The organism is Kutzneria chonburiensis (assembly GCF_028622115.1).
In the GTDB taxonomy this organism is placed as follows: Bacteria; Actinomycetota; Actinomycetes; order Mycobacteriales; family Pseudonocardiaceae; genus Kutzneria; species Kutzneria chonburiensis.
Window position 1 is genome coordinate 3,915,600 of the sequence record NZ_CP097263.1, and the last position, 13,795, is coordinate 3,929,394.

General features: G+C 71.2%; 9 protein-coding genes and 1 pseudogene. 4 read left to right on the top strand and 6 right to left on the bottom strand.

Annotation, left to right across the window (positions count from 1 at the left end):
- Positions 1-44 precede the first annotated feature (44 nt).
- On the bottom strand, positions 45-1,403 hold the full coding sequence (gene pafA, locus M3Q35_RS17520; protein WP_211767680.1) for a Pup--protein ligase: 1,359 nt from the start codon (positions 1,401-1,403) through the stop codon (positions 45-47).
- A gap of 115 nt (positions 1,404-1,518) precedes the next feature.
- Here pafA and M3Q35_RS17525 point away from each other — a divergent pair, with 115 nt between their 5' ends.
- The 4 genes from M3Q35_RS17525 (at position 1,519) to M3Q35_RS17540 (ending at position 7,667) form a co-directional block, all read left to right on the top strand.
- Positions 1,519-2,904, top strand: a complete 1,386-nt coding sequence (locus M3Q35_RS17525) for a bifunctional phosphatase PAP2/diacylglycerol kinase family protein (RefSeq protein WP_273944375.1) — start codon at positions 1,519-1,521, stop codon at positions 2,902-2,904.
- Positions 2,905-2,961: 57 nt separating this feature from the next.
- On the top strand, positions 2,962-5,055 hold the full coding sequence (locus M3Q35_RS17530) for a caspase, EACC1-associated type (RefSeq protein WP_273942921.1): 2,094 nt from the start codon (positions 2,962-2,964) through the stop codon (positions 5,053-5,055).
- 94 nt (positions 5,056-5,149) lie between these two features.
- Positions 5,150-5,548 (top strand): hypothetical protein, encoded by a 399-nt coding sequence (locus tag M3Q35_RS17535; RefSeq protein ID WP_273942922.1) that lies wholly within the window; start codon positions 5,150-5,152, stop codon positions 5,546-5,548.
- Positions 5,549-5,555: 7 nt separating this feature from the next.
- Positions 5,556-7,667, top strand: a complete 2,112-nt coding sequence (locus M3Q35_RS17540) for a hypothetical protein (RefSeq protein WP_273942923.1) — start codon at positions 5,556-5,558, stop codon at positions 7,665-7,667.
- A gap of 138 nt (positions 7,668-7,805) precedes the next feature.
- On the opposite strand, the pseudogene prcA reads toward M3Q35_RS17540, so the two are convergent.
- The 5 genes and pseudogenes from prcA to M3Q35_RS17565 all read right to left on the bottom strand — a co-directional run.
- Positions 7,806-8,486, bottom strand: a pseudogene (gene prcA, locus M3Q35_RS17545) (proteasome subunit alpha); the annotation flags it as partial.
- A 31-nt stretch (positions 8,487-8,517) separates the two neighbouring features.
- Positions 8,518-9,351, bottom strand: a complete 834-nt coding sequence (gene prcB / locus M3Q35_RS17550) for a proteasome subunit beta (RefSeq protein ID WP_273942924.1) — start codon at positions 9,349-9,351, stop codon at positions 8,518-8,520.
- A 55-nt stretch (positions 9,352-9,406) separates the two neighbouring features.
- Positions 9,407-9,601 carry a ubiquitin-like protein Pup gene (locus M3Q35_RS17555; RefSeq protein WP_184867474.1) on the bottom strand — a complete coding sequence of 65 codons (195 nt, stop codon included), beginning with the start codon at positions 9,599-9,601 and terminating at the stop codon, positions 9,407-9,409.
- Between the two features lie 93 nt (positions 9,602-9,694).
- Positions 9,695-11,197, bottom strand: coding sequence for a depupylase/deamidase Dop (gene dop, locus M3Q35_RS17560; protein ID WP_273942925.1), 1,503 nt, complete (start codon positions 11,195-11,197; stop codon positions 9,695-9,697).
- A gap of 48 nt (positions 11,198-11,245) precedes the next feature.
- The gene (locus M3Q35_RS17565; protein ID WP_273942926.1) at positions 11,246-13,744 is read right to left on the bottom strand and encodes an FtsX-like permease family protein; all 2,499 of its coding nucleotides are present in this window, start codon (positions 13,742-13,744) and stop codon (positions 11,246-11,248) included.
- Positions 13,745-13,795 lie beyond the last annotated feature (51 nt).

A 13,795-nucleotide genomic window follows, 5' to 3' on the forward strand; every position in this document is an offset into this window, starting at 1 on the left:
AAGGCCCGCCCCCACACCGGGAGCGGGCCTTCGCGGGTCCGACGTCAGAGGCTGGAGATCAGGCGCTCGACTCGTTCGTCGACCGCGCGGAACGGGTCCTTGCAGAGCACGGTCCGCTGGGCCTGGTCGTTGAGCTTGAGGTGCACCCAGTCGACGGTGAAGTCACGCCCGGCGGCCTGGGCGGCGGCGATGAAGTCGCCGCGGAGCTTGGCCCGGGTGGTCTGGGGCGGGGTGTCCTTGGCCGCCTCGATCTCGCCGTCGTCGGTGACGCGGTGCACGAGATCCTTGCGCTGGAGCAGGTCGAAGATGCCGCGCCCGCGCCGGATGTCGTGGTAGGCCAGGTCGAGCTGGGCGATACGGGGGCTGGACAGCTCCAGACCGTGCTTGGCCTGGTAGCGCTCGATCAGGCGGTGCTTGACGGCCCAGTCGATCTCCCGGTCGATCTTGGACAGGTCCTGCTGCTCGACGGCGTCCAACACCTTGCCCCACAGCTCGACGATCCGCTGCGAGGTGGGGTCGTTGGTCCGCGACGCGACGTGCTCGACGGCCTTGGCGTGGTACTCCCGCTGGATGTCCAGCGCGGAGGCCTCCCGCCCGCCGGCCAGCCGGACCAGGCGCCGGCCGGTCAGGTCGTGGCTGATCTCGCGGATGGCCCGGATCGGGTTGTCCAGGCTGAAGTCACGGAACTGCACGCCCTGCTCGATCATCTCCAGCACCAGGTTGGCGCTGCCCACCTTGAGCAGCGTCGTCACCTCGGACATGTTGGAGTCGCCGACGATCACGTGCAGCCGCCGGTAGCGCTCGGCGTCGGCATGCGGCTCGTCGCGGGTGTTGATGATCGGCCGGGACCGGGTGGTCGCGCTGGACACGCCCTCCCAGATGTGCTCGGCCCGCTGCGACAGGCAGTACACGGCGCCGCGCGGGGTCTGCAGCACCTTGCCGGCGCCGCAGATCAGCTGCCTGGTCACCAGGAACGGCAGCAGCACGTCGGCGATCCGGGAGAACTCGCCGGCTCTGGCCACGCAGTAGTTCTCGTGGCAGCCGTAGGAGTTGCCGGCCGAGTCGGTGTTGTTCTTGAACAGGAAGATGTCGCCGCCGATGCCCTCGTCGGCCAGTCGCCGCTCGGCGTCGACGAGCAGGTCCTCCAGGATCCGCTCGCCGGCCTTGTCGTGCGTGACCAGCTGGGTGAGGTCGTCACACTCGGCGGTCGCGTACTCCGGGTGGGAGCCGACGTCCAGGTACAGGCGCGAGCCGTTGCGCAGGAAGACGTTCGACGAGCGCCCCCACGACACGACGCGCCGGAACAGGTACCGCGCCACCTCGTCGGGTGACAACCGACGCTGCCCGTGGAACGTGCAGGTCACCCCGAACTCGGTCTCGATTCCGAAGATCCGCCGCTGCATCCCTTCACAGTAGGCGGTCCGGCGCGTGCTGACCGTGCGCCGTTCGGGGATCGGCGCGAAATTTCGGCTACCTTCGCATAACGTGCGATCCGTGAACCGCCTCGACGAGGCCCTGATGCGCAGGTCGGCGGCGCTGCGGCCGTCCCGCGCCGATCTTGTCGTCAAGAAGCTGTCGACCTCGGCGAATCACAGCATGATCTGGTTCACGGCCGCGGCCGTGCTGGCCACCATCCCCGGTCGGGGTCGGCGGGCGGCGCTGCGCGGCCTGGTGGCCATCGCCGGAGCCAGCTTCACCGCCAACGCCCTGGGCAAGCAGGTCTTTCCCCGCCGACGCCCCGCCGCCGACCTGGTTCCGGTGGCCCGGCGGCTGACCCGACGGCCCACGTCCTCCTCCTTCCCGTCCGGTCACGCCGCGTCGGCCGCCGCCTTCACCACGGCCGTGGCCATGGAGTCGCCGGTCGCCGCCGCGTTCGTCGCGCCGGTCGCCGCGGCCGTGGCCTACTCGCGCGTGCACACCGGCGTGCACTGGCCGTCCGACGTGGCCTGCGGCGCCGCCATCGGCGTCGGTCTCGGGCTGCTCACGCGCCGCTGGTGGCCGCTGGGCGTCGGCCAACCGGCCGAATCCGACGCGCCCGTGCATGCCGCCGTGCTCCAGGACGGGGAGGGGTTGACCATCGTCGCCAACCCCAACTCCGGGCCGGACGACACCGACCCGGCCGTGCAGATCAAGGCGGCCTGGCCCAAGGCCAGCGTGATCCGCATCGACGACCTGTCCGGGCAGGACCTGTCCGAGGCCCGGGCCCTCGGCGCGGCCGGCGGTGACGGCACGGTCGCCGCCGTCGCCGCGGCGGCCGCCGATGCCGAGCTGCCGCTGGCCGTCGTGCCCGCCGGCACGCTCAACCACTTCGCCCGTGACATCGGCGTCGAGAGCCTGGAGCAGACCCGCATCGCCACCGAAAACGGCGCCGGGATCGGCATCGGCCTGGGATCCGTGTCCGTGGACGGCGATGAGCCGGTGATCTTCCTGAACACCGCCAGCCTCGGCGGATACCCCGACCTGGTCCTGCTGCGCGACAAGCACGCCAAGCGCCTCGGCAAATGGCCCGCCGGCGCCTACGCCCTCGTCCGCATCCTGCACGAGGCCGAGCCGCTCACCGTCACGATCAACGGCCGCCGGCAGACGGTGTGGATGGTGTTCGTCGGCAACAACCCCTACCTGCCCAAGGGCTTTGCCCCCGCCACCCGTCACCGCCTCGACTCCGGCCTTCTCGACGTGCGCTTCATCCGCGCCGACATCCCGTTCTCGCGCACCCGGTTCGTACTCGCCGCCCTCGCCGGCGCCCTGCACCGCAGCCACACCTACCGCCAGCTCGACCTGCCCTCGTTCACCGTCCGTGTGCACGGCCGCCCCGTTGCCATCGCCACCGACGGCGAGGTCCGCGCCGAGGGCACCGTGTTCACCTTCGCCTCCCGTCCCACTGCGCTAACCGTGTATCGCTGACAAAGGTTCGATAACGCAGCGGCCATTCGGCCGCTGCGTCGCGGTTGGATGGCCGGCATGCAGGGCAGCAGACCCTCGCCGGACCTGCCGGCGGAGCGTCGCCTGGCGCTGGTGGTGGCCACGGCGGGTTACCGAGACGCCTCGTTGCGGCAGCTGCGCGCGCCGGCCAGGGACGCGGCGGACCTGGGCGAGCTGCTGGCCGACCCGGCGGTGGGCGGGTTCGCGGTGACGACCGTGCTGGACCGGTCGGCGCAGGAGATCCGGCTGGCGGTGGAGGAGTTCCTCAGCGACCGCAGGCCGGACGACCTGGTGGTGGTCTACCTGTCCTGTCACGGCCTGGTCGACGCCCGCCGACGGCTGTACTTCGCGGCGACCGACACTCAGAAGAACCGCCTGGCGTCCACGGGCGTCGAGGCGGAGTGGCTGCTGGACCAGCTGGAGGACTGCCGGGCCCGGCGGCAGGTGGTGATCCTGGACTGCTGCTTCAGCGGCGCGTTCGGGGACCGGGCCAAGGGCGACGACGACCTGGGCCTGGACCGCCGTTTCCACGGCCAGGGCCGCGGCCGGGTGGTGCTCACGGCCTCCCGCGGCAGCGAGTACTCGTTCGAGGGCGAGCCACTGGCCGACGCCGTGCAGCCGGGCTCGGTGTTCACCAACGCCCTGGTCAACGGCATCCGCAGCGGAGATGCGGATCGGGACCATGACGGCTACATCTCCGTGGACGACGCCTACGAGTACGCCTTCGACCGGCTGCGCGAGGCCGGCGTCGCCCAGACCCCGCAGCGGTCGGTGTACCAGGCCGAGGGCCAGATCCTGTTGGCCCGCTCTCCGGCCGGCGTGCCGGTCGACACCACGCCCCTGCCCGAGCACCTGCGCAGCGCCCTGGACAGCCCGCTGCCATCCGTACGGCTGGCGGGCGTGCAGGAACTGGGCCAGCTCCTCGACGACGCCACGCTGGCCGCTCAGGCCCGGGAAACCCTGGCGGCGATTGCCAAGAACGACGTCCCGGACGTCGCCATCGCCGCCAAAGCGCTGCTTGTGCCCCCGAAGCCGCCGACCCCACCCCCAGCACCGGCGGTCAGGGTCCCGCTGCGCCGGAACATCCCACTGCTGGCCGGTATCGCGGTGGCGGTGGTCATCGCCCTGACGGTGACGCTGGTATTGGCACTACGACCGAAAACCACGACGTCCTCGCCACCGTCGCCGCCCAACATGCTGGCGGTCGCCTACAGCCCCGACGGCAAGCTGCTCGCCGCCAGCGGCTACGAGCCGGGGACCGAAACCATCCGGCTGTGGAACACCAGCAACTGGCAGCTCACGAAGATCCCGCTCGACAAATCCGAAACGAGGACCAAGCTCGCCTTCAGCCCGGACGGCGCGATGCTGGCCGCGGCCGGCTACGACGGCGTCCGGTTGTTCGACACGACCAGCCACCGGCTGATCGGCATCCCGTTCGGCGACACCGTCGTGGTCAACAAACAGCACGGCGTCACGTCAATCGCGTTCAGCCCGGACAAACGCACGTTGGCCGTGGGCGACGTGAACGGGAACATCCAGATCTGGGACGTGGCCCAGCGGACGGTGATCGCGCCGATGCTGAGCGGCCACTCCGGCACCATCAGCTCGCTGGCCTACAGTCCTGACGGCAAGGTGCTGGCCAGCGCCGGATCGACCGAGTGGCACACGGACAACAACACCTACACCAACGACGGCACGGTGCGACTCTGGGACACCGCGACCCACCAGCAGATCGGTGATCCCCTGATCAACGAGCGGGCCAACAGCGCGGCCATCGCCGTCGCCTTCGCGCCCGGCGGCGAGAAACTGGCCGCCGGCTATGGCGGGCTCGACGGCTTGATCTGGAACATCGGCAACCAGCGAGTCGCCGGCACGTTCAGCGACAGCACGGGATCCCCCAACGGCCTCACCTACACCACCACCGGTTCCCGGCTCGCCGCCTGCGACGGCAACAACATCCGCATCTGGGATGCCACCACGTACAAGCAGTTCCGGGATCTCAAGGGCCACACGGACTCCGTCAACGCGGTGGCCTTCGCGCCCGACGGCAACCTCGCCAGCGCTTCCCAAGACGGCACGGTGCGGGTCTGGAATCCGGACACCGAAGCCCTGGTCAAGCAGCTGACGGCCTAGGCCTTACAGGTGAATACCGACAAACCGGCCTAACGCCATGCGGCGGCAGGGCGATCGTCTCCCGGGGTACTCCGCGCACGTCAGGAGTCTGGGGATGGCCAATGACCGACCTGAGCACACGAGCATCCACATCGGCGGCAATCTGACCGGGCAGGTCAACGTCGGCAACAGCAACACGCTGAGCTGGCAACAGGTCCAAGGCGGTGTGACGGCGGCGGACCTGGCCGAGCTGCGGGCGGCTGTCGACGCGCTGCGGACCGCGCTGACCGGCGAGCCGGAGGCGGTGTCGAAGCTCGACGAGCTGGAGACGGCGCTGACCGGCGACACGGTCGATGTGCCGGCAGTGGCCAAGGCGCACGGCTGGTTCCGGCGCACGCTGCCGGGGCTCATCGGGGCGGTGAACCGGATCGTGTTCGGGCCGGTAGTGGCCAAGCTGGTGGCGGCAGGCGGTGACGAGCTGGCTGCCCAGTTCCGCCACAGCCTCGGCGGGTGAGACGCGCATGACCAGCGTCCATGTCGGCGGTGACGTCGTCGGGCAACTCGTCGTGGGCGATCACAACATCACGGTGTGGGCCGAGCAATCCGTGGTGACCGTGGTGGCGCCGGGCGCCCGCCCGCAACCGGTGCGCCGCCCGGTGATCAGCCTGCTGCCGCGACGTCCGGCCCGCCCGGTCGGCCGGGAACAGGAACTGGCCGCCGTGCGCGAAGCCGTGGCCGCCGACCGGCTCGTCCAGGTCTACGGGCCGCCGGGGGCGGGCAAAAGCACGCTGCTGCGCCACGCCGCCGGTGAGCTGAACCTGCCGGCCACGGTGTTCCTGCCGGCGGCCGGCCGAACGCCCGGCGACGTGCTCCAGGACGTGTTCGAGGCCTGCTACGAGACCGCCGGCTACCGGCCGTCGCCGGTGGAGCTGCGCCGGCTGCTGTCCGGCGTGGACATCTGCCTGCTGCTCGACGATCTCGACCTGGCCGACACCGAACGCGACGAGTTCCTCGACGCCGTGCCCGACGCCGCGGTCGTGTTCACGTGCCAGCAGCGCTCGTTGCGCTCCGACGGCCGGTCCCTGCCGTTGGGCGGGCTGGCCTGGGCACCAACGCTGGAGCTGCTCACCGCCGCGTTGAATCGCCCGCTGGACGAGTCGGAACAGCTTGCCGCGGCCCAGTTGTGGCAGGTCGCGGAGGGGTCGCCGTTGCTGCTGCTCCGGGCGGCCGCCGCCGTACGCCCCGGTCCGGACGGCCGGCCGACGCTGCCCCGCGCCGCCGAGCTGAGCGAGTTGCTCGCCCGCAGTTTCGGCTATCTCAGCGCACCCGCCCGCGCGATGGTCTCTGTGCTGGCCATCGCCGACGCCCCGCTGTTGCCCGACGTCTTGTCCTGGCTGGCCGACGCCCCCACCACCGCGATCGACGAGCTCGCCGCGCGCGGCCTGGTGATCACCACCGACGTGATCACGCTCGCCCCCGGCGTAACCGCCGCCCTGCCCGCGGATCTGGTGCCCGGCCTGCCTGTCGTCGGTTGGGTGGCCGAGCGGCTCGGCGCTGCCCTGCCAAGGTTCTCCCCCGTCCAGCTGGCCCAGCACGCCGCGCTGCTCTCCGGCGTGGTCGACGCCTTGGCTCGCCACGGCCGCCCCGACCTGGGCGCGCGTCTGGCCAAGTCCGCCGCGCCGATCGCCGCGTGTTCCGGCCGCCTGGGCGCGTGGCAGCACATCCTCGACCGCGGCAAGGCCGCCGCCGAACTCGCCGGCGACCGCTCGGCTTTGGCCTACTTCACCCACGAGGTCGGCATCCTCGCCTTGATCACCGGCCAGGTGGCGGCGGCCGCAGCAGCGATCGCCACGGCCATCACGGTGTGGCAGCAGCTCGGCCAGAACGCCCAGGCCACGCTGGCCCAGCACACCCACGCGCTGGTCCCCGGCCACGCCACCCCGGCCGCCCAGCCCGCGGCACCTCAGGCCGCTGCACACCAGACCACCGCGCCCACGTCACCAGGCCACCCTGCCCCCAGCCACCCTTCCGCTGGGCAACACCCCGCCGGGCATCCCACGCATCCGGGCGGCGCAGCCAAGGCCGGCACGGCGAAGGGCATGGGCGTCGGGGCCAAGGTCGCCATCGCCGCCGTGGCCACTGCAGTCGTCGCGGCCGGCGGCTACGCGGTCGTCAACGCCGTTACCCCGGCCAGCCACCCCGCCGCGGTCTCCACGTCATCGAGCCCGCCATCCCCGACGGCCGGTGGCGTGCCGAGCAGCACGACCGCTCAGAAGATGGGGGTCGTGCCGGAAACCTGTTCCACCGACCCGTTCTTCGGCGAGCTGATCGACCAGGATCCGCCGTTCATGATGAAGGTGCTGCCGCCCGGATCGCACGACTGCTTCTACGGGAAGGACCGGTGGACCCTCCAGTTCGGCCTGATTCCGGGCATGGAGGAGGCCACCGCGAAATGCAAGGAGCTGCCGCCCATCGAGATCGCCGGCACGGACATCGCTTGCGTCGAGCAGGATGCCGCCCAAGGGACCGGGGAACTGGCGATCGGCGTGGGCAACCGATCGTTGCTGTTCCAGTTCTCCGGCTCCAGCGACGACGCCGTCACGGCTGCCAAACGCTACATCGGCCTCGGCTGACACCCCCGGAAACGCCACATGCGCTTCCCATGTGGCGTTGGAACGCACATAGGAAGCGCATGTGGCACGAGAGGGGTTACTCGGCGGGCTTCTCCGGCTCGGGCTCGGCGGGGGTTCCTCGGCGGGGGCGGGCTTGGTCGAGGCCAGCAGCTGCTCCAGGACGTTGCCCTGGATGCGGCGGAAGGCCCGGCGCGGCCGCTTGCGGTCGAGGACGGCGACCTCCAACGGCCGGTCGCCGTTGCTGGACGGGCTGCCGGCGTCGAACGCGGCCACGGCCACCCGCAGCGCGTCGGCCAGCGAGGCGTCGTCCTGGTAGGAGTCCTTGAGCGCCCCGGAGATGGCGTCGGCCTGCCCACCCATCACGACGTACCTGGGCTCGTCGACGATGGAGCCGTCGTAGGTCAGACGGTAGAGCTGGTCGCTGCCGTAGGCCGTGCCGACCTCGGCCAGGCACACCTCGACCTCGAACGGCTTGATCTGCTCGGTGAAGATCGAGCCGAGCAGGCTGGCGAAGGCGTTGGCCAGCGAACGGGCGTTCACGTCCCGCCGGTCGTACTGGTAGCCGCGCAGGTCGGCGTGCCGGACGCCGGCCACCCGCAGGCTCTCGAACTCGCTGTACCGGCCGACGGCGGCGAAGCCGATGCGGTCGTAGATCTCGGACACCTTGCGCAGCGTCGACGAGGTGTTCTCGGCGACGAAGAGCACGCCGTCGGTGTACGTGAGCACGACAACGCTGCGGCCCCTGGCGATCCCCTTGCGGGCGAGCTCCGAGCGGTCCCGCATCACCTGCTCGGCGGATGCGTACAACGGCAACGTCACGGTGCGGCTCCTGTGGTTCGTGGGAACGTCATCAGCTGCGGGTGCGTCCCGCGACGACCGCCTCGGACACCGCGGCGGTGGTCTCGTCGGGCACCCGCACGGCGCCGTTGGCGCCGTCGACGGTGATGACGACCGGGAAGATCCGGCGCACCAGGTCGGGCCCGCTGGTCGCGGAGTCGTCGTCGGCGGCGTCGTAGAGCGCCTCGATGGCCACGCGCACGGCGGCGTCCTGGTCGGCGTCGGGGTCGTACAGCTTCTTCAGCGCGCCCTTGGCGAACACGGAGCCGGAGCCGATCGAGTGGTAGCCGGCGTGCTCGTCGAAGCGCCCGCCGGTGACGTCGTAGGTGACGATCCGGCCGGCCCGGTCGGCGTCGGGGGCGTCCACGTCGTAGCCGACGAACAGGGGCAGCACGACGAGGCCGGCCATGGCCGCCTCCAGGTTGCCCTTGATCATGGCGCCGAGGCGGTTGGCCTTGCCGTCCAGCGTGATGGTCACGCCCTCGAGCTTCTCGTAGTGCTCCAGCTCGAGCTGGTAGAGGCGGACCATCTCGACCGCGAGCCCGGCGGTGCCGGCGATGCCGACGGCCGAGTACTCGTCGGTGACGTACACCTTGTCCATGTCCCGGTGCGCGATCACGTTGCCCTGGGTGGCCCGGCGGTCACCAGCGATCAGGACGCCGCCCTTGTAGGCGACGGCCACGATCGTGGTGCCGTGGGCCAGCTCGAGCGGCCGCGCGCCGGGCACGATCTTGTTGAACGGCAGCAGCTCCGGCGCCTGTGCGCGCAGGAAGTCCACGAACGAGGACGTGCCCGGCGCGAGGTAGGCCGCCGGCAGCGCCGCGCCCGCGTGCGAGTTGTGCTCCATGTAGTGCTGTCTCTCCTGCCGCCGGTGGTGTCTGGTTCGAGGGGGCAGCGAGCCCCTACTCGCCGCCCTTCTGCACGTAGGCGCGCACGAAGTCCTCGGCGTTCTCCTCGAGGACGTCGTCGATCTCGTCGAGGATGGCGTCGACGTCCTCGCCGAGCTTCTCCCGGCGCTCCTGACCCGCGGCGGCGGCGCCGTCAGCGCCCTCGTCGCCGTCGCCCCCACCCTGACGCTGAACCTGTTCCTGAGCCATGGCCGCCTCCCGGTGACTGGTTGGCCTGCTTCAACACTACCCAGCGGCACTGACATTCGTCCTTCAGCCACTCGGGTCGTGATCAACGCGTGTCTAGCCCCTCGTCAGGGCGTCGACCAGCTCCTCGGCCGTGTTGGCCGCCTCGAGCAGGGCCCCGACGTGCGCCTTCGTGCCGCGCAGCGGCTCGAGGGTGGGGATGCGGACCAGCGACTCCCGGCCGATGTCGAAGATGACGGAATCCCAGGACGCGGCGGCCACCGAGGTGGGGTAGCGCTCCAGGCAGCGGCCCCGGAAGTAGGCCCGGGTGTCCTCCGGCGGCGTGGTCACCGCGGCCAGCACCTCCTCCTCGCTGACCAGGCGTTTCATCGAGCCCCTGGTCACAAGGCGGTTGTACAGGCCCTTGTCCAGCCGCACGTCGCCGTACTGGAGGTCGACCAGTTGCAGGCGCGGCGAGCTCCACTGGAGGTTGTCGCGGCCGCGGAAGCCCTCCAGCAGCCGGAGCTTGGCCGGCCAGTCCAGCATGTCGGCGCACTCCATCGGGTCACGCCGCAGCTTGTCCAGCACCTCGCCCCAGGTCTTGAGCACGTGCGCGGCGACCCGGTCGCCGCTGCCCTCGGACTCCAGGAACGCGGCCGCCCGCTCGTGGTAGGCGGACTGGATGTCCAGGCCGGAGAACTTCTTGCCGCCGGTCAGCTCGACGGTGGTCTTGAGCGTCGGGTCGTGGCTGATGCTGTGCACCGCGCGCACCGGGTCGGCCAGCCGCAGGTCGTCGAAGCGCTTGCCGGACTCGATCATGTCCAGCACGATCGCGGTGGTGCCGACCTTGAGGTACGTGGAGTACTCGGCCAGGTTGGCGTCGCCGATGATGACGTGCAGGCGGCGGTACTTGTCCGCGTCGGCGTGCGGCTCGTCGCGGGTGTTGATGATGCCGCGCTTGAGCGTGGTCTCCAGGCCGACCTCGACCTCGATGTAGTCGGCCCGCTGGGACAGCTGGAAGCCGGCGTGGTCGCTGGTCGCGCCGATGCCGACCCGGCCGGCGCCGACGATCACCTGGCGCGAGGTGAAGAACGGGGTCAGGCCGCCGATCACCGCGGTGAACGGGGTGCTGCGGGACATCAGGTAGTTCTCGTGGGTGCCGTAGCTGGCGCCCTTGCCGTCCACGTTGTTCTTGTACAGCTGCAGACGCGGCTGGCCGGGCACGGAAGCGGCCTTGATGGCCGCCTCCTCCATGATCCGCTCGCCGGCCTTGTCCCAGATCACCGCGTCGCGGGCGTTGGTGACCTCGGGCGCGGAGTACTCGGGGTGCGCGTGGTCGACGTAGAGCCGGGCGCCGTTGGTCAGGATGACGTTGGCCGCGCCCAGGTCCTCGACGTCCGGGTCGGACGGGGGCACGCCGGGCGCCCCGAGGTCGAAGCCGCGCGCGTCCCGCAGCGGCGATTCCACCTCGTAGTCCCACCGGGCGCGCCGCGCCCTGGGGATCTCCGCCGCCGCCGCGTACGCCAACACCACCTGGGTCGAGGTCAACACCGGGTTGGCCGTCGGGTCGCCGGGTACGGTGATGGCGTACTCGACCTCGGTGCCCATGATCCGCCGCATGTCAGCAGCCTATTACCTCGGGCCGACAAGCGAGCACGGTGACCGGACTCACGACCCGGCCAGCCCGGCCGCGGGTTGTACCCGGGAGGCCGTCCGAGCAGGCATTACGGCGGCGAGCACAGCGAGGGCCACCACCGCAACTCCCCCGATTGCCAGCTGGCCCCAAGGCAGGCTCGGCCAAGTGTGCACGCCCATGCCGGCGATCAGCAGCTCCGCGTACACGGTGCCGAGGATGGTGCCGCCGACCAGGCCGGTCAGCGCGAGCAGCACGGCCTCGGACAGGATGCCGGCGGTCACGCCCAGCCGGGTCACGCCGAGGGCCCGCCGCAGCGACACCTCCTTGCGCCTTTCCTGCACGGAGATGCTCAGCGCGGTGCCGATGCCCGTGACCGCGACGGCCACGCTCAGGCTGAGCAGCACCATGAGCATCACGGCGGCCAGGTCGAGGTTGCGTTGCGTCTCGTCCGAGCTCTGCGACGCCGTCGTCACGGTGACGGTCGGCGAGTTCGGCAGGGCGGCCACCACCGCGCTGCGGTAGGCGGCCTGGTCGAAGCCGGTTTTCACGTTGACCATGACCGCGCTGACCGGGGCCAGCGACGGGTCGCCGACCAGCACGTCGGCGAAGTCCAGGCTGATCTGGGGCAGCGTGCCCACGACGGTCACGGTGCGTGGCCCGCCGGGCAGGCCGCTGATGGTGATGTGCTGGCCGATCTCGACCTTGTTCTCGCCCATCCGCCAGGAGCCGACCAGGGCGCTGTCCGGGCCGATCTTGGTGGCCGCGGGCTGGTGCACGGCTTGGAGATACGCGTCGAGACGGGCCGGGTCGACGCCGGCGACGCCCATTCGCGCGCCGTTGACCGTGATGCCGCTGCCGGCGCCGCTGATCGACAGCAGCTGGTTCACCTCGGGCTGCTGGGCCGCCTTGAGCACGTCCGGACCGAGCGCGCGGTGGCCGGTGTCGGCGATCTGGGCGTCCGGCGTGCGGGTGTCCGGGCCGTTGAAGGACAGGTCGCGGGCGGTGCCGATGAGCACGACCGCGCCGGCCACGATGGCGCTGGCCAGCACCAGCGGCATGGCGACGGAGGCGGCACGCTGCGGAACCCGGCCGAGCTCGACGCCGGCCAGCCGCACGTGCGGGCCGAACACCTTGCCGGCGACAAAGCCGATGCCACGGCCGATGAACGGCACCACGCGCGGCCCGAACGAGCCGAAGATGCCGGCGACTGCGGCGATCCCGGAGAACAGTGCGAAGAACGGCGAGCCGATGGACTTCTGCGTGGCCAGTGCGCCGAGAGCGAACACCACCGCCGCGGCGACAAGCAGCCAGCCGCGGATGTTGCGGGCCCGGATCGCACGGCGCTCCGGCGTCGCCTCGCCGGCCAGGCGCAGCGCCGCCAGCGGCGACACACGGGCGGCGGCCAGCGACGGCCGCACGGCGGCGAACGCACTGAGCGCCGCCGCCGTGAGGATGCCAGTGATGAGGTAGCCGATGGAGGGCAGCGCCGCCGGCGCCAGCTGGGTGGCGCCGAGCATGGTCGACACGCCCGTGACGTCGAGGACCCAGCCGAGTAGTCGCGCCACCGGGCCGCCGAGCAGCGCGCCGACCGCGCCGCACAGGGCACCGGTGATCAGCGCCTCGATCAGGTTGGCCCACACGATCGGCGTGCGGTCGGCGCCGACGCAGCGCAGCAGCGCCGTCTGCTTCTGTCGTTGCAGGTAGACGGCCCGGAAGGTGGCGCCGGCGACGAACACCGAGGTCGCGAGGGCCAGGATGCTGAACAGGAACAGCAGCACGCGGACCGTGTTGTCGGAGCCCCGGATCGTCCGTTCGCCGTCGCCCGTGCGCACGCTGACGCCGGTGCCCAGCTGCTGCGCGAGGTTGGCCCGGACGGTGATGTCGCTGGCACCCGGGTTGAGCAGCAGGTCGAGCTCGTCGGTCTCGAACTTCGGGTTGAGCTTGGTCGCCAGGTCCTTGCCGACGATCATGAACGGGTCGTCGACGTGCGCGCCGAGCTGCGTCACGCCGACCACCGTGACCTGCACCGGGTGGCCGCCGGCGTCGACAAGGGTGATCTTCTTGCCCGGCGACAGGTGGCGCTGGTAGGCCGTGACCTTGTCGATCACCACTTCGCCGTCCGCGGCCGGCGTACGGCCGTCCTGGAGGGCGTAGCGGTTGAGCGACGGGTCGCCCGGGTCGATCGCCGCCGTCACACGGTTGGGCAGGGCCCGGCCGTCCGCGCCGACCAGGTCGACCGACACCTTCTGCACCGGAACGACCTTGGCGATGTTCGGCGCACCCGTGAGCCGCTTGGCCACGTCGTCGATGTCGGGAGTGTTCTCGTACCCGGTCGTCGAGACGACGACGCCCACCGACTGCGGCACCCGCTCCGCCCCCGCCTTGACGGCGCTGTTCATCGCGTCGCCGAGCATCAGCGAGGCCATCAGGCAGGCGATGCCGACGAGCAGGGCCAGGCCGGGCAACAGGGTCCGGCCCGGGTGGCCGCGCAGGTCCGACAGGGCGAGTCGGGTGACGATCCGTGGATTCACGCTGCCCGACGTTAGGCACCCAGTGGATCACCGGTCGTCATCCTGACGTCG

Bases quoted from the DNA above. Each gene is read 5' to 3' on its own strand.
- M3Q35_RS17540 (WP_273942923.1), top strand. From the start codon at position 5,556: ATGACCAGCGTCCATGTCGGCGGTGACGTCGTCGGGCAACTCGTCGTG.
- prcB (WP_273942924.1), bottom strand. From the start codon at position 9,351: ATGGAGCACAACTCGCACGCGGGCGCGGCGCTGCCGGCGGCCTACCTC.
- M3Q35_RS17555 (WP_184867474.1), bottom strand. From the start codon at position 9,601: ATGGCTCAGGAACAGGTTCAGCGTCAGGGTGGGGGCGACGGCGACGAG.
- M3Q35_RS17525 (WP_273944375.1), top strand. From the start codon at position 1,519: ATGCGCAGGTCGGCGGCGCTGCGGCCGTCCCGCGCCGATCTTGTCGTC.
- pafA (WP_211767680.1), bottom strand. From the start codon at position 1,403: ATGCAGCGGCGGATCTTCGGAATCGAGACCGAGTTCGGGGTGACCTGC.
- dop (WP_273942925.1), bottom strand. From the start codon at position 11,197: ATGCGGCGGATCATGGGCACCGAGGTCGAGTACGCCATCACCGTACCC.
- M3Q35_RS17530 (WP_273942921.1), top strand. From the start codon at position 2,962: ATGCAGGGCAGCAGACCCTCGCCGGACCTGCCGGCGGAGCGTCGCCTG.
- M3Q35_RS17535 (WP_273942922.1), top strand. From the start codon at position 5,150: ATGGCCAATGACCGACCTGAGCACACGAGCATCCACATCGGCGGCAAT.